The following is a 22727-nucleotide window of genomic DNA, read 5'->3' as shown; positions in this document are numbered from 1 at the left end:
CCTCTTCTCCGCCGCCACCGACCTCCTAGCGTAGGCAGTGGTCCACACCCCGCGCATGGCACGGACGGGCTACTTACGGGAGGGCGTCCCGGACTAGTTGCCTGGCCGGTTTCATGCGCCGCTCCCGGTGTCGTCCTCGGCGATGCGGCCCGCGTAGATGTCCGTCGGGGCAGGCAGCCGGATGTCGGCGGGGGTGCCGAAGTCGAACAGCAGGAGGGTCGAGGCGACCGCCACGGTGGCCTCCTGGCGGCCGTTGACGAAGCTGAAGCGCTGCCGCAGCTTGCGGATGCGGCCCTGGTCGTCCAGATAGGCGTCGAACGGCACCTCGGCGGTGGCGAAGCCCTTCGCCGCCGCCGCCAGGGCCGCCCGGTGGCCGTCGGAGGCGTACCGGGCCGCCCGGCGCAGGTCGGCGGTGCCCTGGTAGTGCCGCACGGGCGTCCCCGCCAGTTCCGTCCAGCCGACGAAGGCCGCCTCGCGCGTCCCGCGCAGCAGCTCGGCCGCCGCGTACGGGTCGGTCGCGCCGCCGGTGACCAGGTTGCCGTCGGACAGCGTCGCGGTCTCCACCCGCACCCACTTGTCGGCGGGCACGCCCGCGCCCCGGTTCTTCATGTACAGGGCGCCCGGGGCGAGGAGTTCCGTGATGGGCCGGTGCTCGGAGGCGCCGGTGGGGTCCTCGGGCAGCATCACGGTGAGCCGCCCGAGCCGGTGCCGGTAGTCGTAGACCCCCTTGCCGCGGATGGTGACCCGGGTGCCGCCGGTGGCCATCTCCATCGAGGTGCCGGCCTTGGAGCTGCCCGCGTCGCGCAGCGCGTCGGCGGCCCGGTGCAGTGCGGTGACGGGGTCGCCCGGGCCCTTGACGTCCTCGGCGGCGACCCCGCTGCCGGAACAGCCCGTGGCACCCGTACCGAGGCCGAGGAGGATGCCCACCGCGGCGACCGTCCCGCCCGCGCGTCTGTGCTGCCGCCGATCCATCGTCCGCCTACCCCCAGCCGGTGTGTCCGTCACGGGCCCCCTGTTGTCCGGTTAACGACGGGTAGGGGACGCCGTCACGCGCCACCGCGGGACGAGGGAGGTCGTACGCACCCTTTTCCGCGGGCTGGGTAACGTTGTCGGGGTGGCAGTCACCTCGGCGGAGCAGGACGGGCCGGATCGCGCCCGGCCCGGGCAGGAACACCTCACGACGACCTCCGAGCAGGGCCGCTTCTGCGTGGCCCGCTGCAGCTGCGGCTGGCGCGGCCCCGCCCGCCGGGCCCGGAGCCAGGCCCGCACGGACGCGGAGGGGCATGCGGCATGCGGTTAGCCGCCACCGGCGCTCCGGGCCCGGACCAGGGCGTCCACCGGGCTCCGGTCGCGGGGCCGGGCGCCGGGCGCGGCGGGCAGGGCTGTTCGCGGGCTCTGCCGGAGCCTCGAGCGCTCGGCCTCAGCCGGCGAGGCGCACGCCGAACTGCGGGGAGCCGGAGGTGGAGACACCGGTGCCGGAGGCGCTGATGCCGGGCGTGCCGGTGGCGGTGGGGTCGTCGTTGCCGCGGAAGTAGACGGCCGCCCCGTCGCCCGCGTTCTCGTCGGGCACGCCGACGAGCAGGTCCCATTGCAGATCGTTGTGGGTGTCGGCCAGGTGGAGCGAGCTGCCGAAGTGGTCGCCGGTCTCGTCGTCGCCCGGAACGTCGGGGGTGCTCTGGGCGAAGAACCGGGCGTACGTGCTGCTGTCGGCGCCGATGGCGTCGAAGCCCTTCTCGCCGCCGACGACGAGGGTGACCGCGCCGGTGCCGGTGGCGCTGCCCAGGCTCTCGCCGGGAGCGCCGATGGCGAGGAGCTGCGAGCCGTACCCGCGCGCCGCCGCGACCTCCAGGGAGGCGCCGAAGCGGTCGCCGGACTCACTCGCGCCCGGAATGTTGGGGGAGTCCTGCGTGACGGTGTACGAGACGGTGGCGGACGGGCCCTTCGCGTCGCCGTTGAAGACGCGGACGGCGCCGCCGCCCTCGTTCGGGGCGCCGAGCGCGATGTCCTCGTAGTAGTTGTTGTCGAAGTCGCCGATCGCGACGGAGGTGCTGGTGGGCAGCTTGACGGTGCTGGCGGGGCGCAGACCGGTGGCGGAGCCGAGCGCGTAGTACGTGCTGGTGCCGGTGACGACGATGTCGGCGATCGGGTCCTCGCCGCCGAAGTTGCCGGAGGCGATGGCCGTCGGGGCGCCGGTGACCGAGGCCGGCGGTACGAAGCGGTAGCCGCCGCCGTTGCCGCCCGCCTTGGTGAAGCCGCCGCGGTAGACGTCGATCGTCGGGATGTCCGAGCCGATGGCCAGGTCCGGCTTCTGGTCGCTGTCGACCAGGGCGGCGAGCACCCGGCCGAACTTGTCGTGGGAGGCGGGCGCCGGGTCGGCGACCGTCACCCCGCTGGTCAGGCCCGCGTCCGAGCCCCACAGGATGGCGACCGTGCCGCCGTCGGTGTCGGTGCCGACGTCCTCGCCGGGGGCGCCGACGGCGAGGTCGGCGTAGCCGTCGCCGTTGAAGTCCTGCGCCACGACGGCGTCGCCGAAGCGGTCGCCCGCCTCGGCTCCGCCCGGGACGCCGGGGCTGTCCTGGCTGATGAGGGTCCGCCGGGTGTTGCCGGGGTCGGTGGTGCCGCCCCACAGGATGACGACCTGCCCGGCGGAGGCCCTGCCGGCCACGTACGCGCCGGGGGCGGAGACCGCGATGTCGCGGTAGCCGTCGCCGTTGAAGTCGCCGGGCACGTGGGAGCCGGCGGCGGTGGCGGAGCCGGCCGTGACGGTGAGCAGCCCGCCCGTCAGGGCCGCTGCGGCGGCGATGGCCAGGGTTCTGCGGAGGTGCTGGGACACGCTGAGTCTTCCTGCTCGGTGCATACATCGGGGAGGCGGAGCCGCCCGTGCCGACCGGAGGTGACCTGGTCCCGGCGGTACGCGGCGGTTGAGCGACCGAGGAGACCCGTTGCCGGACGCAAAGGTTGTACGGGGGATGCGTGCGTGCCGTGACCGGACCCCTGCCCCGGCTCGTCAGGCGTCCCGGCGCCGGTCGGTGTCGATCGCCGCGAGGACCGGGGAGATCAGCTCCCTGTCCACTTCGTAGGTCAGGCGTTCGCGCGCTTCGTCCGGCGACAGCCACAGCAGTTCGGTCACTTCGTCGTTGGGCGTGAAGGTGCCGCCGGTCGACTCCGCGGCCCAGTACCGGACCTCCTTCTCGCGGCCGGCGTGGTCGGCGTAGCGGGATGTCGGCAGACGCGATCCGAGCCGGCAGGTGTGGCCCGTCTCCTCCCGTACCTCCCGCAGAGCGGCGGCACGGGCCGTCTCGCCCTTCTTCCGCTTCCCCTTGGGCCAGGACCAGTCGGACCACCGGGGCCGGAACACCAGGGCCAGTTCGACACTGCCGGAGGCGGAGCCGCGCCAGAGCACGCAGCCGGCCGCCTGGACCACGGTGTCGTTCACACCGCCTCCTCGCGGGGGTTCAGGGGATGTTGACGGTCTGCTTCTGCCACGCCTGCTGGAACGCGAACCGGGCCGCCTCCACCTCGTGCCGCTGGTCGGCGTGGAGCACGCCGAGCGCGTACGCGGTCGCCGGGGTGATGCGGGGGGTGCGGGCCGCCTGGGCCGCCGCCGCTGCCGCCTCCGAGGCGTCCCGGTGCCGGTTCAGCGCCTGTCCGGCGGCCAGCAGCCGGACGTCCACGGGGGCGGTGCCGCGGTGGAGCACCTCGCGGGCGTACCGGTGCAGACGCAGCAGCAGCCGGACCTGGTGCCAGGGGCCGTCCTGGGGGTGCGGGGCGGGGTCCGGGGACAGGCCGTGGACGAGTGCCTCCGCGTTGTAGGGGTGGCCGGCGACGATCAGCGGCAGCGCGGCGACGGCGTCCGTGAGGCGTTCCTCGGCCGCGGCGGCGAGGGGGTGCAGCTCGGTGGCGGGGGCGGCGGGGGTGAGGGGGACCTCGCTGGCGAGTAAGGCGACCTTGTCCGCGACGGCGTGGAAGCGGCTGGAGCCGAGGGCCTGGAGGGCGGTGGAGTGCGCCCGGGTCCGGGCCAGGGTGAGCTGGCGTTCGAGCAGGGCGCCCGCTTTGGCCGCGCCCACCGTCAGGCTGCCGCGTTCCGCTGTCGCAGTGGTGCGGGCCGGGCCGCGGGTGTTCTCCGGTGCCCCTGTCAGGGGGAGGGGTGCCGTTCCGGCGGTTCGGCCGCCCGCGGGCACGGCGTCCACCGGCTGCGGGGGGAACGCCGTGGCCCCCGACAGCCGGTGCAGGGCCAGCAACAGCCGTTCCAGGCGGGACTCGTACGCGTGCTCCAGGCCCAGGGTGCCGGACAGCCACGCCAGTTCGGGGCGCATCTCCTCGGACCAGTCGGCGTCGAGGAGGGGGCGGAACGTGTGCAGGCTGCCGCTGATGCGGCGGGCCGAGCGGCGCAGGGCGCGCGCCGCGTCGACGGACTCCTCCGGGCCGCCGTCCCCCGCGCCCGGGTAGCCGCGCGCGGGGGCGCCCCCGCCGTTGCCGCCGGTCTCCCGGTGCAGGCGCAGGGCGCGGAGGAACTCCGTGGCCTGGGCGCGCAGGTAGCCCGCGAGGGCGTCCCCGGTCACCGCCTCGGCCGTGGGGTCCGTCGGGTCAAGGTGTTGCTGTGCCACGCCGGCGCCTCCGGGCGTCTATGAGCATCTCCTGGACGTTGCGCAGGGGTTGGCCGTCCGCGTCGGTCGCGTGTCGCGTCCACTCGCCGTCCGGGCCGAGGTGCCAGGAGGCGGTGCCGTCGGACATGCCGGTGTCCAGCAGCCGGTTGAGGGCTGCGCGGTGGCCGGGGTCGACGACCCGGACCAGGGCCTCTATCCGGCGGTCGAGGTTGCGGTGCATCATGTCGGCGCTGCCTATCCACACCTCGGGTTCGCCGCCGTTGCCGAAGGCGAACACCCGGGAGTGCTCCAGGAAGCGGCCGAGGATCGAGCGGACCCGTATGTTCTCCGAGAGGCCCGTCACGCCCGGACGGACGGCGCAGATCCCGCGCACCCAGATGTCGACCGGCACGCCCGCCTGGGACGCCCGGTAGAGCGCGTCGATGACCGCTTCGTCGACCATCGAGTTGACCTTGATGCGGACGAAGGCCGGACGGCCCGCACGGTGGTGCTGGACCTCCTTGTCGATCCGCGCGACCAGACCGTCCCGCAGGGACTTGGGGGCCACCAGCAGGCGGCGGTAGGTCTCCCGGCGCGAGTAGCCGGACAGCCGGTTGAAGAGGTCGGAGAGGTCGGCGCCGACCTGCGGGTCGGCGGTGAGCAGACCGAGGTCCTCGTACAGGCGGGCCGTCTTCGGGTGGTAGTTGCCCGTGCCGACGTGGCTGTAGCGGCGCAGGGTCTCGCCCTCCTGGCGGACCACCAGGGACAGCTTGCAGTGCGTCTTCAGGCCGACCAGGCCGTAGACGACGTGGCAGCCGGCCTCCTCCAGCTTGCGCGCCCACTTGATGTTGGCGTGCTCGTCGAAGCGGGCCTTGATCTCGACCAGGACCAGGACCTGCTTGCCGGACTCGGCGGCGTCGATGAGCGCGTCGACTATGGGGGAGTCGCCGGAGGTGCGGTACAGGGTCTGCTTGATCGCGAGGACGTCCGGGTCGGCCGCCGCCTGCTCCAGGAACGCCTGCACGGAGGTGGAGAAGCTGTCGTACGGGTGGTGCAGGAGCACGTCCCGGGCGCGCAGGGCGGCGAAGATGTCGGGCGCGGACGCCGATTCGACCTCGGCGAGGTCGCGGTGGGTGCCGGCGACGAACTTCGGGTATTTCAGCTCCGGCCGGTCGAGGCTGTGGATGCGGAAGAGACCGGTGAGGTCGAGCGGGCCGGGCAGCGGGTACACCTCGGCCTCGGAGATCTTCAGCTCGCGCACGAGGAGGTCGAGCACCTCGCGGTGGATGGACTCCTCGACCTCCAGGCGCACCGGCGGGCCGAAGCGGCGCCGCATGAGTTCCTTCTCCAGGGCCTGGAGGAGGTTCTCGGCGTCGTCCTCCTCGACCTCCAGGTCCTCGTTGCGGGTGATCCGGAAGGCGTGGTGCTCCAGGATCTCCATGCCCGGGAACAGCTCTTCCAGGTGGTTGGGGGCCGCGATGACGTCCTCGATGGGGACGTAGCGGCCCGGGGAGGCCTCCAGGAAGCGGGAGAGCAGCGGCGGTACCTTCACGCGCGCGAAGTGCCGGTGGCCGCTGACCGGGTTGCGCACGACGACGGCCAGGTTCAGGGAGAGGCCGGAGATGTACGGGAAGGGGTGCGCGGGGTCGACGGCCAGCGGGGTGAGGACCGGGAAGATCTGGTGCCGGAAGAGCGTGAAGAGGCGGGCCTGCTCCTTCTCGGTCAGCTCGGTCCAGCGGACCAGGTGGATGCCCTCCTCCGCGAGAGCGGGGGCGACGTCCTCGTGGTAGCAGGCGGCGTGCCGGGCCATCAGCTCGCGGGAGCGGGCCCAGATCATCTCCAGTACCTCGCGGGGCTGGAGCCCGGAGGCGGAGCGGGTGGCCACGCCGGTGGCGATGCGGCGCTTCAGACCGGCGACCCGGACCATGAAGAACTCGTCCAGGTTGCTGGCGAAGATCGCGAGGAAGTTCGCGCGCTCCAGCAGCGGGGTGTTCGGGTCCTCGGCCAGCTCCAGGACCCGCTCGTTGAAGGCGAGCCAGCTGCGCTCACGGTCGAGGAAACGGCCCTGGGGCAGGGGGCCGCCGCCGGCCTGGGACTCTTCGTACGCGTCGAGGTCCGCGTCGAGGTCGGGTTCCAGGTCGGAGACCGCGGCCGACACGGTGGGCTGCCGGTGCGCGGCGATGGAGCCCACGGGGGGCTGCGGGTGCTGAACTTCGGCCTGGGTGTCTGACTGGCTCATGAACCCATTCTTCCGCGCAACGGGCGACACGGGCGCGTCGGAACGTGCGGGTGGGAGCTTGGCGGCCCCGTTCCCCGCGGCCGGCCCCTCGAGGGGCGGCGAAGGCTCTGGCACGGCGGGCTTCATTGGCCGAGCGTCGCAAGCCCGGCTGAATCATTGGTTACGGCGACATGACGTGCGGGATAGCGGGGAGCGGCTCGAAGGGGTTCCCGGCTGCGAGAATGCCGGTCCGGTACGTCCCGCCTCCCCGTGGCGGGACGTACCGGACCGGCGTGGGGGCGGACCTCAGGCGGTCCGGTGGCGCAGTACGGCGTACGCGGCGACGAGGGTGGCCGCGGTGAGGGCGAGGACCATGCCGGTGGCGGCCAGGTGCAGCGGCCAGAAACCGGTCCGCGGCCCGCGCAGCGGCTGCCACAGGTCGCGCAGGTACAGCCGCAGGACCACGGTGGCGGCGCAGGCGACGGCCAGCGCGGGGAGCGCGCGGCGCAGCGCGAGACCGGCCAGGGCGCCCGCGGCCAGTCCGAACAGCACGAGCGCGGGCAGCAGCGGGCCGCGCGGGACGAAGACGCGGTCCCAGGTCCAGTGGGTGACCAGGACGTCCCGGTCGGTGGACCAGACGGCGCCGAAGGCCAGGGCGAGCAGCGCGGAGCCGGTGAGCAGCGGCAGCGCGGCCGCCGTCAGCTTCGCGGTGAGCCAGCGGGCCGGGGTGACGGCCTGGGTCCAGGCCAGCCGGGCGGTGCCGGTCTCCAGCTCTCGGCCGATCAGCGCGGCGGCGGACCAGGCGGCCACCGCGCCGGGGGCGTAGCACAGGGCCTCGCCGAGGGCGTTCATGACGTTGTTGGTGTCGGTGAGGCTGGTGTACGAGCACCAGTGGCCGGGCTGCGTGCAGGCCCGGTCCCGGGGGGCCGCCGCGTAGTGGATCCAGAGCAGTTCGCCGGCGGCCAGGAGGACGAGGGCGGTCCAGACGAGCAGGGCCGGCCGGTGCAGTCGCAGCAGGGTGCGGCGGGTGGCCGGGCGGGCGGGGGCGAGGGCGGTCATGCGGTGGCCTTCCGAGGGGTGCGGGCGGTGCCGGTGAGGTGGCGTAGCGCCAGGAAGGAGCCGAGTACCAGCAGCCCGGTGACCGCCAGGAACAGCGCGCTGGTGGTGAGCTGCAGGGGCCAGTGGTGGGAGTGGGGGTGGTAGGTGTTCCAGTGGCCGGTGAGGTCGGCGTACGCGGCCTCGCACGCGGCGGTGGAACCGCATGGGGGGACGGGCACCTGGGCGCCGGTCCGGGTGACCATGCCCTGGTCGACGACGAGGCCGGAGCCCACGAAGCCCTGGTCCATCGTGGAGACGCGGGTGACGGCGGGCCACAGGTGCGGCAGGGCGATCTCGGCGGCACCGCGCAGGAGCGCGGTGACCACCACGCCGGCGAGGAGGGCGGGCAGCGTGCGGCGGAGCACCAGGCCCGCGAGCGTGCCGGCCGCGAGTCCGGCGAGGGCGAGGGTGACGGTGGTGGGGCCGCCCGCGAAGAACGTGAAGCGGTCGTACCACTCCTTGGCGGTGTCGATGCGACCCCGGCCCGCGTTCCAGGCGAGGTCGTGCAGCCGGAACAGCAGGGTGGCTCCGGCCGTCACGGCGATCGCCGGCACGGCCAGCCGGACCGCCAGCCAGCGCGCCGGCGACGTGCCCTGCGTCCAGGCCAGCCGGGCCGTGCCGGACTCCAGTTCCCGGCCGACGAGCGCGGCGCCCGCCCAGCCGGCCACCAGCAGGGGCAGGACGTTCAGGGCGGCGGTGGCGTAGGTGTAGTAGTCCTTGTAGCGGAGGATGGCGTCCTGGTCGTAGGAGCATCTCGCGGAGTCCCGGCAGGCGTCGTACTGCCGCCAGGCCTCGGCCGCGGCGTCGGCGAGCGGGCCGCGCAGGGCGAGCAGCAGGGCGGCCAGGGCGATCACCAGGCCCGCCCAGGCGTACAGCGCGGGCCGGTGCAGGCGCAGCACCCAGCGGGTCAGGCGCGGTTTCCCGGCGTCCCGCCGTACGCCGGCCGGGCCGGTCAGGGCGGCGGTCACGCGGCACTCCCCTCGTGCAGGCCCGGCGCGCCGGGGTTGCGCAGGTGGCCGAGGACGAGTTCCTCCAGCGAGGGCACCGAGGTGCGCCAGTCGCCGGGGAGCGGTCCGGCCGGGCGGATCAGCGCGCTGAGCTGGCGGCCGGTGACCCGGGACTCCACGACCGTGTGTGCGCCGAGACCGGCGGAGTCGGCGGCGCCGGTCACCCGCCGGTGGGCGGCGAGCAGTTCGTCGATCTCGCCGGCCAGCCGGATCCGGCCGTCACCGACCAGCAGCAGGTGGTCGCAGGAGTCCTCCAGCTCGGCGACGACGTGCGAGGACATCGCGATGGTGGTGCCGTACTGGGCGGCCTGCGCCATCAGCGTGCCCATCAGTTCGTGCCGGGCCAGCGGGTCGAGGTCGGCCATCGGCTCGTCCAGGAGCAGCAGTTCGGGCCGCTTGCCGAGGGCGAGGGCGAGCGCGACCCGGGTGCGCTGGCCGCCGGAGAGGGAGCGGATGCGGGCCTCGGGGTCCAGGTCGCCGCCCGCGACGACCCGCGCGGCGTGGTCCACGTCCCAGTGGCCGGGGTTCAGGTCGGCGCCCATGCGCAGTGTCTCGGCGATGGTGAGCTGCGGGTACAGCGGCTTGTCCTGTGCGACGAAGCCGACCCGGGGGCGGGCCGCGGCCGGTGTGCGGCCGAGGACGGTCACGCTGCCCTCGGTGGGCGCGGTGAGCCCGGCGGCCAGGGCCAGCAGGGTGGACTTGCCGGCGCCGTTGGGGCCGACGACCGCGCACACGCGGCCGGTGGGCAGCCGGAACGAGCAGTCGCGCAGGGCCCAGCCCCCACGGCGGCCGAACCGTTTCCCCACAGCCTCGGCCCTCAACGCCGTGTCGCTGCTCATGACGGGTCTCCCTGGAAGTGCTTGTCGAGTACGGCAGTGAAGAGTGCGGCCACGTCGTCCCGCTCCAGTCCTGCGGCGCGGGCGCGGTCCGCCCACTCCTCCAGCTCCGTGCGCAGCGGGGAGTCGGCGGGGGTGGTGCCCAGGGACCGCCGGACGAAGGTGCCGAGCCCGCGCCGGGCCTCCACCAGGCCCTCGCGCTCCAGCTCGCGGTACGCCTTCAGCACGGTGTTGGGGTTGATGGCGGTGGCCTCCACCACCTCGCGTGCCGTGGGCAGCCGGTCGCCCGGCTCCAGCAGGCCGAGGCGGAGGGCCTGTTTGGTCTGCTGGACGATCTGCACGTAGGTGGCCACGCCGCTGTGCCGGTCGATGCGGTACTCGACCATCCGGTTCCACCACCCTTTCACTAATTGAGTAGTGAAAGGGTGGTGGAAGGGGGCCGGAAAGTCAATCCGGCGCCTACGTGAACCGATCGGCGGGGCCCGTCCCATGAGGAGACGTGAGCGAGACCAGAAGCGACGGGGACCTGCTGCGAGCCATCGCGGCGGACCGGGACCGGCATGCCTTCGAGCAGCTGTACCGGCGGTACGCGCCCTGCTGGGCGTGCCCGCCGAGGTGGGGCCGGACCGGTGCGCGGAGTGATCCCGGCGCCGGCGGTACCGGTCTGGCGCACCCTGCGGTGGCGGACGCTGGGTGCGGCCGGCGCGGTCGGACTGCTGACGACCGGGCTGCCCCGGCTGTTCGGTCCCGGCCCCGGCGCCTGGCTCGCCCTCGGCCTGCCGCGGGCCGCCGCCCGACGCGTCCGCGCCCCGGCCCGCACCACGGGAACGAGAGCTGACGCCCGGGCTGCGCCCCCGCCCGCGGCCCGCGCTGCCCACGTCCGCGCTCACGACTCCGGGCGGTACCTGCCCAGGTCTCCGCTCACGACTCCGGGCGGTACCTGCTCACGTCTCCGGGCGGTACCTGCCCAGGTCTCCGCTCACGACTCCGGGCGGTACCTGTTCACGACTCCGGGCGGTACCTGTTCACGACTCCGCGCGGTACATCAGGTCGGTCTCGTGGACCGTGAAGCCCAGCCGCTCGTACACCGACACCGCCGCCTTGTTGTCGGCGTCGACGTAGAGCATCGCGGTCGGCAGCTGCTGGGCGGCCAGATGGCGCAGCCCGATCGTGGTGAGGGCCTTGCCGAGCCCGCCGCCCTGTTCGCCGGGTCGCACACCGAGGACGTACACCTCGCCGAGCCCCTCCTCGGCGTGCACCTTGGTCCAGTGGAAGCCGATCAGCTCCCCGCGCCGCTCGGCGAGGAAGAAACCGGCCGGGTCGAACCAGGGCTCGGCCTTGCGGTCGTCCAGGTCGCGCTGGGTCAGCGAGCCCTGCTCCGGATGGTGGGCGAAGGCGGCGGCGTTCACCGCGAGCCAGGCCGAGTCGTCCTTGCCGGGCACGAAGGCGCGCACGGTCACCCCCTCCGCCAGCACCGGCTCGGGCAGCTCCAGGCCGGCCAACGGGCGCCGCATCTGCCGCAGTTCGCGGAACAGGGTCAGGCCGAGCACCTGCGCGAGGTGCCGGGCGGCGGGATGCCCGCCGTGCGCCCACACCCGCAGCCGCTTGCCGGAGGCGGCGAGCAGGGCCGAGCCGAGCGCCCGGCCGTGCCCGTGCCCGCGGTGCGCGGGATGCACGACCAGCTCGGCGGCCGGCGCCTCCACCGGGTCGGTGTCCTCCAGCTGGGCGTAGCCGACGAGTTCACCGTCGACGGTCAGCAGCAGATGCGAGACGCCTTCGCGGGCTCCCCCGCGCAGCTGCAGCCGGCCCTGCTCGGACACCGGTTGCTGCCCGTCGGTCCGGGCGGCCTCGCCGAGCAGGCTCAGCACGGCCTCGGCCAGGTCCGGGGTGAGCGCGGAGTGGGTCTCGATGGAGCGGGCGGGGAAGCCCCGTACGGTGTCGTCGCTGCTCATGCGTATGAGGGTACGGCCCGGCCGGGGTGAAGTCCCGGCATACCGGCCACAAGCGCCGACATCCCGCCCGGCGGCGGAACCGGCAAAGGGAAACCAGGATGTAACCCCGAACCCCCTGTCGTGCTACGCGCGTTGACCCTAGGCTGCGCCGAGCCACCACAGCCGACCCACAGGGGGGTTCCCATGTCAGCCGCGCCCCGGCGCACCAGACGTCGTCCCTACGCCGTCCTCGCCACCGCAGCCGGCCTCGCCACGGCGGCGGCGCTGCTCACCGCGCTCCCGGCGGACGCGCACGAGAGCCACCACCGTCCGGGCCGCTACCAGGACGTCCAGCTGCTCTCCTTCAACGACCTGCACGGCAACCTGGAGCCCCCGTCCGGCTCTTCCGGCCGGGTCAGCGAACTCCAGCCGGACGGCACGACGAAGACGATCGACGCGGGCGGCGCGGAGTACCTCGCGACCCATCTGCGCCAGGCTCGCGCGGGCCACCCGTACTCGATCACCGCGGCCGGCGGCGACATGGTCGGCGCCTCCCCGCTGCTGTCGGGCCTGTTCCACGACGAACCCACCGTCGAGGCGCTGAACAAGCTGCGTCTGGACGTCACCTCGGTCGGCAACCACGAGTTCGACGAGGGTGCGCGGGAGCTGGCGCGCCTGCAGAACGGCGGCTGCCACCCCACGGACGGCTGCTACACGGACAAGAAGTTCAAGGGCGCCGACTTCCCGTACCTGGCGGCGAACGTCCTGGACGACAAGAGCGGGAAGCCGATCCTCCGGCCGTACTGGGTCTGGAAGAAGAAGGACGTCCGGATCGGCTTCATCGGCGTCACGCTGGAGGGCACCCCGGGCATCGTCTCCGCCGACGGCGTCAAGGGCCTGAGCTTCAAGGACGAGGTCGAGACGATCAACAAATACGCCAAGGTGCTCCAGCGCCAGGGCGTCCAGTCGATCGTGGCCCTGATCCACGAGGGCGGCTTCCCGGCCTCCGGCTCCTACAACTACGACTGCGACTCCGCGGGCGCCGGCAGCGGCATCTCCGGCCCGATCGTGGACATCGCCAAGAACGTGACGCCCGCGGTGGACGCCCTGGTCACCGGCCACACCCACAACGCGTACGTCTGCGACGTCCCGGACCCGTCCGGTCGCCCCCGCATGGTCACCTCGGCGGCCTCCTTCGGCCGGCTGTACACCGACACCACGCTGACGTACGACCGCCGCACCGGCGACATCGCGCGTACGGCGGTGCGGTCCGCGAACCGCGTGGTCACCCGGGACGTCCCGAAGGCCGCGGACATGACGGACCTGATCTCCCGCTGGAACACCCTGGCGGCCCCGATCGGCAACCGCCCCATCGGCTACATCTCCGCCGACGTGAACAACACCGGCACCGAGTCCCCGATGGGCGACCTGATCGCCGACGCGCAGCTCGCCCACGGCCGTGAGCTGGACCCGAAGACCAGCCTGGCCCTGATGAACCCGGGCGGGGTCCGGGCCGGACTGACCTACGCGGCCAAGGGCGCCGAGGGCGACGGCGTCGTCACCTACGCCGAGGGCTTCACGGTCCAGCCGTTCGCCAACACCGTGAACCTCCAGGACCTCACCGGCGCCCAGCTGATCCAGGTGCTGAAGGAGCAGGTGAGCGGCGCCAACGCGGCGGCCCCGAAGATCCTCCAGCCGTCCGCCGGACTCACCTACACCCTGGACCTCACCCGGTCGGGCGCGGACCGGGTGGTCACCGGCTCCATCCGTCTGAACGGCACCGCGATCGACCCGTCGGCCACCTACCGCGTCGCCACGAACAGCTTCCTGGCGGGCGGCGGCGACGGCTTCCCGACCCTGGGCCAGGGCACGAACGACCTGGTCGGCGCGGACGACCTGAGCGCCCTGGAGAAGTACCTGACGGCGAACTCGTCGGCGGCCTCCCCGCTCGCCCCTCCGGCGGCGGACCGGATCACGGTCGTGCGGTAGGACCGGTGTCTCCCCGGCGGTCCCGTCAGCTCTTCCTCCGCCGGTCGAACCAGACGGTGGCCGCCGTCGGGACCCGTCCCGCCCAGAAGACGATCTGGGCGGGCGTGCGGTCCGTCCACGGCACCTGGGGTGAGCAGCAGCGCGCAGAGCATCGCCCAGGCGGCCTGGCCGAGCACGATCCGGGGCCGGCGGCGGCGCCGGACCAGGGAGCGGAGGTTGTACCGCACGCCCTTGCGCAGCCTGCGGTAGCGCAGCAGGGCGCCGACGGCCCACAGGGCGGCGAACGGCACGAGCGTCCACAGCCGCTGGCCGACGGGGACCGGCAGGGCCCATCGGGTGGCGCCCTCGGTGGCGAAGAGTCGAGCATCGCCCCGGCGAGCCCCACGCACAGCAGGGTGAGCCGGCGAACCGCGGCGGCACGACGTCCCCGACCTGTTCCTCGGCGGCCCCCCAGTCGAAACGGGGCGAGCCGGACGCCGGCGGCTCGTCGGCCCGGCCGCTACCCGCCCAGCAGCGTCGCCCAGTCCTGCCCGGCCGCCCAGGCGTCGAGGGAGTGCCACCCGACCTCGGGGTACGCGCGGCGCAGACCGGCCACGTCCACGTCGAGGCCGGTGCCGGTGAAGTAGGCGAACATCGCGGCGAGGTCGGCGGAACGGGTGCGGACGTGGGCCAGGGGGACCTCCTGGTGGGTGACCGGGCGGCCGAGGGCGGTGGTGAGGGCGGTCGCGATCTCGGCGGGCGTGCGGACGTCGGAGGCGATGTCGATGCGGAGGCCGGCGAAGTCGCCCGGACGCCGGAGGGCCAGCGCGGCGAACGCGCCGATGTCCGCGGCGGGGATGAGCGTGAGCGGGCGGTCGTGCGGCATGGGCCAGGCGAAGCTGCCGGTGCGCAGCCCGTCGAGGGTCCAGCCGCTCGTGTAGTTGTCCATGAAGGCCGCCGGGGCGATCACCGTCCAGGGCAGGCCGGACGCGCGCAGGTGCCGCTCGACCGCCCACTTGCTCTCGTAGTGCGGGACGCCCGTGCCGCGGTCGGCGTGGGCGGCGGAGGTGAGGACGACATGGCCGAGGCGGGCCCCGGCCGCGGCGTCCACCAGGGCCGTGCCCTGCCGGATCTCGGTGCCGGTGTCGGTGCCGAACGGGGTGGTGACCGCGAACAGCGCGTCGGCGCCGGCGAGGGCCGAGTCGAGGGAGGCGCGGTCGTCGAAGTCGGCGTGCCGGATCTCGGCGCCCAGGCCGCGCAGGGCGTCGGCGGCGGGTGCGGCCGGGGTGCGGGTGAGGGCGCGGACGTGGTGGCCGGCGGCCAGCAGGGCGCGGGCGGTGGCTCCGCCCTGGGCGCCGGTGGCACCGGTGACGGCGATGGTGGGCATGGGTCTCCCCCGGTGGCATAGAGTTGCTGCGTGACGCATTAGTTGCGTCGCGCAGCAGATTACCCACAGGCAACTGCGTCGCGCAGCAATTTTGGAAGGGGAGCCCCGTGACCGACCCGAGCCGCGCCCGGCTGTACGCGGAACTGGCCATGGAGTCCCGCCGCTATCTGGCCGCGTACGTGCTGTTCAACCAGGCCGTCGCCGACCACCTCGGGCTGCACCCGACCGACGTGCAGTGCCTCAGCCTGCTGACGGCCGAGCCGGAACCGCTCACGGTCAGACAGATCGCGGAGCTGACCGGCCTCACCACGGGCTCGGCCACCCGCCTCGTGGACCGGCTGGAGCGCGGGGGCTACGTCACCCGCACGCCCGACCGGCAGGACCGCCGCCGCGTGCTGGTCACCCCCGTCCCGGAGCGCGTCGCCCGCGTCACCGCGCTGTGGGACGACCTCGGGCAGACCTGGCAGACCATCCTGGACGACGACAGCGAGGACGAGCTGAGGGCGATCACCCGGCACATGCGCCGCGCGAACGACCTCAGCCACACCCAGATCCAGCGCCTGCGCGCGATGCCGAAGCCCGAGTGACCCGAGCGCGGGGACGGCTCAGCCGGCCGGCGTCTCCGGCGGCGGCGTCGGGGCCCCCGGCAGCCGTACCGTCGCCACCGTGCCGCCGCCCTCCGCGCGGTCCAGGGTGACCTCGCCGCCCGCCTGCTGCACCGTACGGGCGACGATGGACAGGCCGAGGCCGGAGCCCGGCAGGGCGCGGGCGCCGGGGGAGCGCCAGAAGCGGTCGAAGACGTGCGGGAGTTCGTCCTCGGGGATGCCGGGACCGTGGTCGCGGACGGTCAGCGCGCCCTTGTCCAGCCGTACCTCGATCGTCCCGGCCTCCGGGCTGAACTTCACCGCGTTGTCCAGGACGTTGACGACCGCCCGCTCCAGCGCGGAGGGCTCCGCCCGGACGTACCAGGGCTCCAGGTCCGCGGTGATCGACAGTTCCGGACCGCGCAGCCGGACCCGGCGCAGGGCCGCCTCGACGGTGTCCTGAAGGGCGACCACCTGCACGCGCTCGCCGCGCTGCCCCTCCGAGCGGGACAGTTCCTGGAGGTCGCCGATCAGCGCGGACAGCTCGGTCATCTGCGCCTTCACCGAGGCCAGCAGCGCCTTGCGGTCCTCCGGCGGCAGCGGGCGCCCCGTCTCCTCGCTGCGGGTGAGGAGGTCGACGTTGGTCCGCAGCGAGGTCAGGGGCGTACGGAGTTCGTGGCCGGCGTCCGCGATCAGCTGCTGCTGGAGTTCCCGGGAGCTGGCCAGCGAGGCGGTCATCGAGTTGAACGACCGCGACAGCCGGGCGACCTCGTCCTCGCTGACGTCCGCCACGGGGATGCGGATGGTCAGGTCCTCGGTCCGGGCCACGTGCTCCACGGCCTCGGTGAGCTTGTCCACGGGACGCAGCCCCGCACGGGCGACGGCGAGCCCCGCGGCACCGGCGCCGACGACCCCGACGGCGGACACCAGGAGCAGCACCAGGGCTAGGTCGTTGAGGGTCTTCTGGGTGCTCTTCAGCGGTACGGCGATGAGCACGCCCACATTGGGTCCGCGTCCGCCGGTCGTGGTCGCGGTGGGGCCGATGGGCTTGGTGAGCACGCGCAGCTCGTTGCCCTGGTCGTCGTTCCCGTTGCGGAAGTAGAGCGTGTCGGGGGCCAGGCCCTCGATCTCGGTCTTGTCGGCCTGGGTGACCTTGATCTTGCCGGAGGCGGCACCGAAGAGACAGATCTTGCCGTCGTCGGTGACCAGCTGGGAGTACTTGTCCCGCAGGAGGAAGCCCCTGGACTGCGGGGTGTCGGTGCAGTTGTCGAGGGTGAACTGCAACTGGTCCGGCTGCGTCGTGCTCCGCAGGGATTTCTGGAGATCCTCGTCGAGCTGCGCGTACAGCCGGCGCTCCACGATGAACCAGCACGTCACCGACACGGCCGCCACCGCGAACGCCACCGCCGCCGCGACCAGCATCGCCAGTCGCGCCCGGATCGGCAGCGCCCGGTAGCGGCGCGCCAGCTGGTTCACTCGGCGCCGCCCTGGCGGAGGACGTACCCGACGCCGCGCACGGTGTGCACCAGGCGCGGCTCGCCGCCGGCCTCGGTCTTGCGGCGCAGGTACATCACATAGACGTCGAGGGAGTTGGAGGACGGTTCGAAGTCGAACCCCCACACCGCCTTCAGGATCTGCTCCCGGGTGAGCACCTGGCGCGGGTGTGCCATGAACATCTCCAGCAGGGTGAACTCCGTGCGGGTCAGTTCGACCTGCCGCCCGCCGCGGGTGACCTCCCGGGTCGCGAGGTCCATCCGCAGGTCGCCGAAGGTGAGCGCCTCGTCCTCCTGGGCCTCGGCGGACACCGCCGCCGCGTAGGAGCTGCGGCGCAGCAGGGCGCGGATACGGGCGAAGAGTTCGTCCAGTTCGAAGGGTTTGACGAGGTAGTCGTCGGCGCCCGCGTCGAGGCCGGTGACCCGGTCGCCGACCGTGTCGCGGGCGGTGAGCATCAGGATCGGAGTGGTGTCGCCCGCGCCGCGGATCCGGCGGGCCGCCGTCAGGCCGTCCATGCGGGGCATCTGGATGTCCAGGACGACCAGGTCCGGACGGTAGGCCGGGGCCTTCTCCAGGGCTTCCGCGCCGTCGACGGCGACCTCGGTGTCGTACCCCTCGAAGGCGAGGCTGCGTTGCAGTGCCTCCCGTACGGCCGGCTCGTCGTCGACGATCAGGATGCGCTGGGGGTCGCGGTCGCCTTCGGCGGGGCTCATCGCTCGTGATACCTCGGGTGCGGTGGGGGCGGGTGGTCGCGGTGTCTCTCAGCGTGCCACGTCCTGCGGTCGCCGAGGGGCACGCGGGCCGGTCAGGCCCGGACCGTGCTCAGCCGGTGCAGGGGCACCTTGCGGCGGTGCGGACGGGCGGCGGAGGTGCGCAGGCCCATCAGCTGGGGGACCGGGTTCACGGCCACCTCCGGGGCGCGGGGCGCCGGAACGGGTACGTGCAGCTCGGACACGATGGAGAGGGCCAGGGTGATTCCGGCCGGGCCTCGTTCGGCCATCCGGTGGGGTACGTGCTTGATCATGACCTGCTCCTTGCCTGTTCCTTGCCGGGTGTCGCCAGCCGCCTGTTCCTTGCCGGTGGCGCTAGCTGTCGGAGCCCGCCCGCAGTGCGGCCAGGTCGGACTTGACGGTGTTGACGGGGATCGCGAAGCCGAGGCCGACGCTGCCCGCGTCCGAGGACGAGGACGACTGCGAACTCGACGAGTACATCGCGGAGTTGATGCCGATGACATGACCGCTCGCGTCGATCAGCGCACCGCCGGAGTTGCCGGGGTTCAGGGACGCGTCGGTCTGTATGGCCTTGTAGGTGGTCGTGGACGAGCCGGTGTCGCCGTTGAACTCGCGGCCGCCGAACTGGAACGGCCACTGTCCGCCGCCGCTCCGGCCCTGTCCCTGGCCCTGGCTCTCGTCGGTGGAGACGGTGACGTCCCGGTCCAGGGCGGAGACGATGCCGCTGGTGACCGTGCCGGTCAGGCCCTCGGGAGAGCCGATCGCGACGACCGTGTCGCCGACCTGGACGCCGCTGGAGTCGCCCAGCGCCGCCGTCTTCAGCCCGGAGGCGCCCCGCAGCTTGATCAGCGCGAGGTCCTTGGAGCTGTCGGTGCCGACGACCTCGGCGGTGTAGCTCTTGCCGTCGCTGGTGCGCGCCTTGATCGAGGTGGCGCCGGAGACGACGTGGTTGTTGGTGACGATCTCGCCGTCCGACGTGACGACCACGCCGGAGCCGGTGGAGGAGCCGCCCGCGAGCGTCGCGTTGATCTCGACCACGCTCGGGCTGACCGCGGCGGCGATGGCGGCGACGTCGCCCTTCTTGCCGGACGGCACCACGGTGGTGCTGTTGCCGGCGGTGGCGACGGTGTTCTTGGCGGTCAGCTCCTGGAAGGCGTAGGCCGTGCCGCCGCCGACCGCCGCCGCGACGATCGCGACCGCCGCGAGGAGGGCGACGGGGCCCCGGGGACGCTTCTTCCCGGGCGCCGGAGCGATCGGTCCGGAGGCCGGCGCGGCGGCCGTGGCCGTCGGGGGCTCGTGCGGCGGCGGGGGCGGCCACTCGGGGTTCACGGGAGCGGAGTAGCTGTGCTGCCGGGCGTACTCGCCCTGCTGTGCGTACGTACCCTCGGGGGCGCCGCCCTGCGGGGTGCCGTACTCGTACTCGCCGCTGCGGCGGATGCTCTCGGTCATGACAGAAGAGTCCCCCGCCACCATGAGAGCTTCCTGAGGGCTCCCTGAGAAGCCCGGCAGAACCTCGTTTGCCCGATATAAAGAAGCCTCTCGCGGCGCGGCGAAGCCTCTCGGACCGGCCTCTCGGACGGGTCTCTCGGACGGGTCTCTCGGTGGTGGTCCGGGGGCGCGGGCCGGACCGGCGGAGCTACACGCAGCCGCAGCTCGTACGGACCACCAGCCGGGACGGGAACGTCTTCAGCCGCTCGCGCCGGGACCCGGCGATCCGCAGCCCGTCGTCCAGCACCAGGTCGACCGCCGCCCGCGCCATCGCCGAGCGGTCGGAGGCGACCGTGGTCAGCGGCGGGTCGGCGAGCGCGGCCTCCTTGATGTCGTCGAAGCCGGCCACCCCCAGCTCCCCCGGCACGTCGATGCGCAGCTCGCGCGCGGCCCGCAGCAGACCGATCGCCTGGTCGTCGGTGGAGCAGAAGATCGCGGGCGGCCGGTTCGGGCCGGCCAGGATCTCCAGGGCCACGCGGTAGGCGTCGTAGCGGTTGTACGGCGCCTCGAACAGCCGGCCCTCGATGGACAGGCCCGCCTCGGACATGGCCCGCTTCCAGCCCTCGACGTGGTCGGAGACCGGGTCGCCGACGGCCGGCGTCTCCGCCGTACCGCCCATGCACGCCACGTAGTCGTAGCCGTGCTCCAGCAGATGGCGCACGGCGAGCTGGGCGCCGCCCAGGTCGTCCGTCACCACGGCCACGTCGTCGATGGCCTCCGGACGCTCGTGCAGCAGCACCACCCGGGCGTCCCAGGCGTCGATCTCGGCGGCGGCCGAGTCGTTCAGGGCGTGGGAGACGAGGATCAGGCCCGAGACGCGCATGCCGAGGAAGGCCCGCAGATAGTGGACCTCGCGCTCGCCGATGTAGTCGGTGTTGCCGACGAGGACCATCTTGCCGCGCTCGGAGGCGGCCTGTTCGACGGCGTGGGCCATCTCGCCGAAGAAGGGCTGGCGGGCGTCCGGGATGATGAGACCTATGAGGTCGGTGCGGCGGGAGGCCATCGCCTGGGCGACCCGGTCGGGGCGGTACCCCAGTTCCTTGATCGCGGCGAGGACACGCTCGCGCGTGGCCGGGGCGACCGGCCGGGGTCCGTTGTTGATGACATAACTGACGACGGCGGTGGAGGTTCCAGCCAGCCGTGCCACGTCATCCCGAGTCACCTTGGCCACGCGCGGAGTCTACGCGGATTGACCCGCGCTGGGCAGGGCGTTTCGCATGGTGGCTGCGCGAAGAAAATGCCCCGCCCGGGCGCCTTCCGGGCGGTGGCTACGCCTCGGCGGGGACCTCGGTGCCGTCCAGGACGGAGGATGCGTCCGCATCTTCCTGCTTTGCCCGGACGGCCTTGGCCTTGGCCTCCTCGGCGGACCGGTCGCCCTTCTCGGGCGTAACGAATCGATAACCGACGTTCCGCACGGTGCCGATCAGCGACTCGTGCTCCGGGCCGAGCTTGGCGCGCAGCCGCCGTACGTGCACGTCGACCGTGCGCGTGCCGCCGAAGTAGTCGTAGCCCCACACCTCCTGGAGCAGCTGGGCGCGGGTGAAGACCCGGCCCGGGTGCTGGGCGAGGTACTTCAGCAGCTCGAACTCCTTGAAGGTCAGGTCCAGGACCCGGCCCTTGAGCTTGGCGGAGTAGGTGGCCTCGTCCACGGACAGGTCGCCGTTGCGGATCTCCATGGGGGAGTCGTCGTTGACGATCTGCTGCCGCCCCATGGCGAGCCGCAGCCGGGCCTCCACCTCCGCGGGGCCGGCGGTGTCGAGCAGGACGTCGTCGATGCCCCAGTCGGCGGTGACGGCGGCGAGGCCGCCCTCGGTGACGACGAGGATCAGCGGACAGCCGGGGCCGGTGGAGCGCAGCAGCTGACACAGGCTGCGCACTTGGGGCAGGTCGCGGCGGCCGTCGACCAGGATCACGTCGGCGCCCGGCGTGTCGACCAGGGCGGGGCCTTCCGCCGGGGCGACCCGCACATTGTGCAGGAGCAGGCCGAGGGCCGGAAGCACCTCCGTCGACGGCTGGAGGGCGTTGGTCAGGAGCAGCAGAGAACTCATACGTCTGGTTCCTCCTCGGTCCCTGCGAGGACGTGTGCGGTGCGGCACTGCTCTGCGATCCCGAAGGCCCCGTACACCGGCGGTCACCTGTGGTTTCCCGCTTCGTATACAACGCTTCCGAAAGCACAAAAGGACCCGGGGGCTACGCTGCCCGAGTCCTCTGCCCAGCAGAATAGCCCACATGAGCAACCGCCGGGCAGGTCACGTGGCGCATTCCGCCGTTCGTCCGTATCCCGAGACAAGCAGACGTGCCCCTATCCGGACGTTTCTGCACACGGCAGACGGTGTTCCGATCGATTCTGTATACGATCCGGGCCCGGTTGTATACGAAGCATTTCCGGATGCGCCGGACGCCTCCTCTTCCGCCTCCCGTGACCTGGTGTTCGTGATCGCGCACGGCTTCACCGGAGACGTGGACCGGCCGCATGTACGACGGGTGGCCGCCGTGCTGCGCGCTTACGGCGCGGTCCTCACCTTCTCCTTCCGCGGCCACGGACGCTCCGGCGGCCGGTCCACGGTCGGCGACAAGGAGGTGCTGGACCTCGCCGCCGCCGTGGAGCGGGCTCACGGCCTCGGGCACGCGCGCGTGGTGACCGTCGGCTTCTCCATGGGCGGCTCCGTGGTCCTGCGGCACGCGGCCCTGCACCCCGGCACGGCCCGCGCGGTCGTCGCGGTGAGCGCGCCGGCCCGCTGGTACTACCGGGGCACCGCCCCCATGCGCCGCCTGCACTGGCTTGTCACCCGCCCCGCGGGCCGCCTGGTCGGCCGCTACGGCCTGCGTACGCGTATCCACCACCGCGACTGGGACCCGGTCCCGCTCTCCCCGGTGCAGGCCGTCCCGCGGATCGCCCCCACCCCCCTGCTGATCGTGCACGGCGATCGCGACGGCTACTTCCCGCTCGACCATCCCCGGATGCTCGCCGAGGCGGCCGGCGAGCACGGCGAGCTGTGGGTGGAGCCGGGCATGGGGCACGCGGAGCACGCGGCGGACGACGCCCTGGTGGCCCGCATCGGGGGTTGGGCGGTGTCGGCGGCGGGCTAGCCTGACCCCACACTGTCTATGTCTATGTCTTGCCGTCGATTGAGGATTCAGATGCCCAAGGTCACGGTGCGCTACTGGGCCGCCGCCAAGGCCGCGGCCCAGGTCGCCGAGGAGCCGTACGAGGCGGACACGCTGGCCGGCGCGCTGGCCGCCGTGCGCCTGCGACACCCCGGCGAACTCACGCGCGTGCTGCAGCGATGCTCCTTCCTCATCGACGGAGACCCGGTCGGGACCCGCGCGCATGAGACGGTACGGCTGGCCGAGGGCGGCACGGTCGAGGTGCTCCCGCCGTTCGCAGGAGGGTGAGCG

Annotated in this window: 22 protein-coding genes; 5 read left to right on the top strand and 17 right to left on the bottom strand. The window is 73.3% G+C overall.

Annotated elements, in window-relative coordinates; genetic code table 11:
• Positions 1–111: 111 nt before the first annotated feature.
• Positions 112–972: an SCO4651 family lipoprotein gene (locus ACZ7KF_RS05050; protein WP_471069523.1), complete on the bottom strand. Its 861-nt coding sequence runs from the start codon at positions 970–972 to the stop codon at positions 112–114.
• 142 nt (positions 973–1114) lie between these two features.
• On the opposite strand from ACZ7KF_RS05050, the gene ACZ7KF_RS05045 reads away from it, so the two are divergent.
• On the top strand, positions 1115–1300 hold the full coding sequence (locus tag ACZ7KF_RS05045; protein ID WP_471069522.1) for a hypothetical protein: 186 nt from the start codon (positions 1115–1117) through the stop codon (positions 1298–1300).
• A gap of 120 nt (positions 1301–1420) precedes the next feature.
• Here ACZ7KF_RS05045 and ACZ7KF_RS05040 read toward each other — a convergent pair whose 3' ends face one another.
• The 9 genes from ACZ7KF_RS05040 to mshD form a co-directional block, all read right to left on the bottom strand.
• The gene (locus ACZ7KF_RS05040; RefSeq protein ID WP_471069521.1) at positions 1421–2833 is read right to left on the bottom strand and encodes an FG-GAP and VCBS repeat-containing protein; all 1413 of its coding nucleotides are present in this window, start codon (positions 2831–2833) and stop codon (positions 1421–1423) included.
• A 174-nt stretch (positions 2834–3007) separates the two neighbouring features.
• On the bottom strand, positions 3008–3436 hold the full coding sequence (locus ACZ7KF_RS05035; protein WP_471069520.1) for an NUDIX hydrolase: 429 nt from the start codon (positions 3434–3436) through the stop codon (positions 3008–3010).
• A 19-nt stretch (positions 3437–3455) separates the two neighbouring features.
• Entirely contained in the window at positions 3456–4607 is a 1152-nt protein-coding gene (locus ACZ7KF_RS05030; RefSeq protein WP_471069519.1) for a CHAD domain-containing protein, read from the bottom strand.
• A complete protein-coding gene (locus ACZ7KF_RS05025) occupies positions 4588–6951 on the bottom strand; it encodes an RNA degradosome polyphosphate kinase (protein ID WP_471069518.1) in 2364 nt (787 codons plus the stop codon). The genes ACZ7KF_RS05030 and ACZ7KF_RS05025 overlap by 20 nt, the downstream gene beginning before the upstream one ends.
• Before the next feature lie 159 nt (positions 6952–7110).
• Positions 7111–7863, bottom strand: a complete 753-nt coding sequence (locus ACZ7KF_RS05020) for a hypothetical protein (protein ID WP_471069517.1) — start codon at positions 7861–7863, stop codon at positions 7111–7113.
• Positions 7860–8870: an ABC transporter permease gene (locus tag ACZ7KF_RS05015; protein WP_471069516.1), complete on the bottom strand. Its 1011-nt coding sequence runs from the start codon at positions 8868–8870 to the stop codon at positions 7860–7862. Before ACZ7KF_RS05015 ends, ACZ7KF_RS05020 begins: the two co-directional genes overlap by 4 nt.
• Positions 8867–9748, bottom strand: coding sequence for an ABC transporter ATP-binding protein (locus ACZ7KF_RS05010; RefSeq protein ID WP_471069515.1), 882 nt, complete (start codon positions 9746–9748; stop codon positions 8867–8869). The genes ACZ7KF_RS05015 and ACZ7KF_RS05010 overlap by 4 nt, the downstream gene beginning before the upstream one ends.
• On the bottom strand, positions 9745–10131 hold the full coding sequence (locus tag ACZ7KF_RS05005; RefSeq protein ID WP_471069514.1) for a GntR family transcriptional regulator: 387 nt from the start codon (positions 10129–10131) through the stop codon (positions 9745–9747). Before ACZ7KF_RS05005 ends, ACZ7KF_RS05010 begins: the two co-directional genes overlap by 4 nt.
• A gap of 639 nt (positions 10132–10770) precedes the next feature.
• Positions 10771–11697: a mycothiol synthase gene (gene mshD, locus ACZ7KF_RS05000; RefSeq protein WP_471069513.1), complete on the bottom strand. Its 927-nt coding sequence runs from the start codon at positions 11695–11697 to the stop codon at positions 10771–10773.
• A 183-nt stretch (positions 11698–11880) separates the two neighbouring features.
• Here mshD and ACZ7KF_RS04995 point away from each other — a divergent pair, with 183 nt between their 5' ends.
• Positions 11881–13665, top strand: a complete 1785-nt coding sequence (locus ACZ7KF_RS04995; RefSeq protein WP_471069512.1) for a bifunctional metallophosphatase/5'-nucleotidase — start codon at positions 11881–11883, stop codon at positions 13663–13665.
• 499 nt (positions 13666–14164) lie between these two features.
• Here ACZ7KF_RS04995 and ACZ7KF_RS04990 read toward each other — a convergent pair whose 3' ends face one another.
• Entirely contained in the window at positions 14165–15031 is an 867-nt protein-coding gene (locus tag ACZ7KF_RS04990) for an NmrA/HSCARG family protein (protein ID WP_471069511.1), read from the bottom strand.
• A gap of 149 nt (positions 15032–15180) precedes the next feature.
• Here ACZ7KF_RS04990 and ACZ7KF_RS04985 point away from each other — a divergent pair, with 149 nt between their 5' ends.
• Positions 15181–15618, top strand: coding sequence for a MarR family winged helix-turn-helix transcriptional regulator (locus ACZ7KF_RS04985; protein WP_471069587.1), 438 nt, complete (start codon positions 15181–15183; stop codon positions 15616–15618).
• Positions 15619–15636: 18 nt separating this feature from the next.
• On the opposite strand, the gene ACZ7KF_RS04980 is transcribed toward ACZ7KF_RS04985, so the two are convergent.
• The 6 genes from ACZ7KF_RS04980 to ACZ7KF_RS04955 form a co-directional block, all read right to left on the bottom strand.
• On the bottom strand, positions 15637–17091 hold the full coding sequence (locus tag ACZ7KF_RS04980; protein WP_471069510.1) for a HAMP domain-containing sensor histidine kinase: 1455 nt from the start codon (positions 17089–17091) through the stop codon (positions 15637–15639).
• On the bottom strand, positions 17088–17822 hold the full coding sequence (locus ACZ7KF_RS04975) for a response regulator transcription factor (RefSeq protein WP_471069509.1): 735 nt from the start codon (positions 17820–17822) through the stop codon (positions 17088–17090). The genes ACZ7KF_RS04980 and ACZ7KF_RS04975 overlap by 4 nt, the downstream gene beginning before the upstream one ends.
• A gap of 92 nt (positions 17823–17914) precedes the next feature.
• The gene (locus tag ACZ7KF_RS04970; protein WP_471069508.1) at positions 17915–18133 is read right to left on the bottom strand and encodes a hypothetical protein; all 219 of its coding nucleotides are present in this window, start codon (positions 18131–18133) and stop codon (positions 17915–17917) included.
• A 61-nt stretch (positions 18134–18194) separates the two neighbouring features.
• Positions 18195–19289: a S1C family serine protease gene (locus ACZ7KF_RS04965; protein WP_471069507.1), complete on the bottom strand. Its 1095-nt coding sequence runs from the start codon at positions 19287–19289 to the stop codon at positions 18195–18197.
• Positions 19290–19476: 187 nt separating this feature from the next.
• A complete protein-coding gene (locus ACZ7KF_RS04960; protein WP_471069506.1) occupies positions 19477–20499 on the bottom strand; it encodes a LacI family DNA-binding transcriptional regulator in 1023 nt (340 codons plus the stop codon).
• A gap of 97 nt (positions 20500–20596) precedes the next feature.
• The gene (locus ACZ7KF_RS04955; RefSeq protein ID WP_471069505.1) at positions 20597–21376 is read right to left on the bottom strand and encodes a response regulator transcription factor; all 780 of its coding nucleotides are present in this window, start codon (positions 21374–21376) and stop codon (positions 20597–20599) included.
• 181 nt (positions 21377–21557) lie between these two features.
• On the opposite strand from ACZ7KF_RS04955, the gene ACZ7KF_RS04950 reads away from it, so the two are divergent.
• Positions 21558–22418: an alpha/beta hydrolase gene (locus ACZ7KF_RS04950; protein WP_471069504.1), complete on the top strand. Its 861-nt coding sequence runs from the start codon at positions 21558–21560 to the stop codon at positions 22416–22418.
• A gap of 51 nt (positions 22419–22469) precedes the next feature.
• The gene (locus ACZ7KF_RS04945; protein WP_471069503.1) at positions 22470–22724 is read left to right on the top strand and encodes a MoaD/ThiS family protein; all 255 of its coding nucleotides are present in this window, start codon (positions 22470–22472) and stop codon (positions 22722–22724) included.
• Positions 22725–22727: the final 3 nt, after the last annotated feature.

Source organism: Streptomyces sp. NPDC038200 (assembly GCF_055600785.1).
The sequence above is the reverse complement of the archived record's forward strand: the minus strand, read 5'-3'. Positions and strand labels throughout refer to the sequence as shown.